Genomic DNA, 933 nt, shown 5'->3' with positions numbered 1-933 from the left:
ATTTTTCTAAAGGCTTATCGCTGTTTTTAAATTCTCTAATGCTTTCTATTTTAACAATTTGACTTAATTTATTCCATTTTTCATCTTTGTTTTCTATGAATAAAAAGTTAGAGATCACACTACATTTTCTAGTTTCTATTCTTCCGTGACCGATGTCAATATTGGTGTCTATTTCTATTTCTTTAGCAAACTTAAACTCATCTTTTATTTCTTCTAAAAGTTGTTTCTGATTCTCCTTGACTGCTAAAATATAATCTGCATCATTTTTAATGATTTTCTCTGCTATATCGGTCTGGGTTCCCATTGCGTCAATGGTAATGATGTTTCCTTGAATCATTAACTTATCTAATAATTCTGGTATTGCAGTAATTTCATTCGATTTGTCGTTTACTCTTACTTGACCTAGAACCAAATTATTTTCATTAGCCCAAGCACTTACCATATGAACTGGTGATTTTACTCCTTTTGATTTAGCACCACACAATGTTTTACCATCAATGGCTATAACTTGTCCTTTTGTAATTTCTGAAATTGAATTTACCCACTCCATAAAACAGTTCTCAAATTGATTGCTGTCAATAGCTGAAAATACCCTGTTTATAGTATCATCAGAGGGAATTCCGTTTTCTAGTTTTAGAAATTTCTTTAGAAATTCTTCTTTTGAGCAAGCAAAGTCTGCCATTTGTTTCCAAGTTTCTGCCCCACAAATCACTGAAATTATTCCAATAAGAAGGATGTCAACCAAGTTGTGTAATTGGTTTATATGGCTTCTAGGGTCTTCTATGCTACCAAAAATACTTATTAATTTGTTTTCTGTATTCATACTGTTAATTTATTGATTATCAGTATAATATACAAATAATTATTTACTTAAACAACTGTAAATCAATAACTTTTATCCTTTTTTTATAAAAAAAGTGTGCGTTTGCCCTG

Annotated in this window: 1 protein-coding gene; it reads right to left on the bottom strand. The window is 30.1% G+C overall.

Going from position 1 to position 933, the window contains the following annotated elements:
* On the bottom strand, window positions 1-823 hold an 823-nt coding region (locus AAGV28_RS15400), incomplete at its 3' end, for an ISAs1 family transposase (RefSeq protein WP_373407640.1).
* Window positions 824-933: the final 110 nt, after the last annotated feature.

The sequence above is a fragment of the Flavobacterium zubiriense genome (assembly GCF_041729725.1).
Lineage (GTDB): Bacteria > Bacteroidota > Bacteroidia > Flavobacteriales > Flavobacteriaceae > Flavobacterium > Flavobacterium zubiriense.
This window is presented reverse-complemented; position numbering and strand designations above follow the sequence as displayed.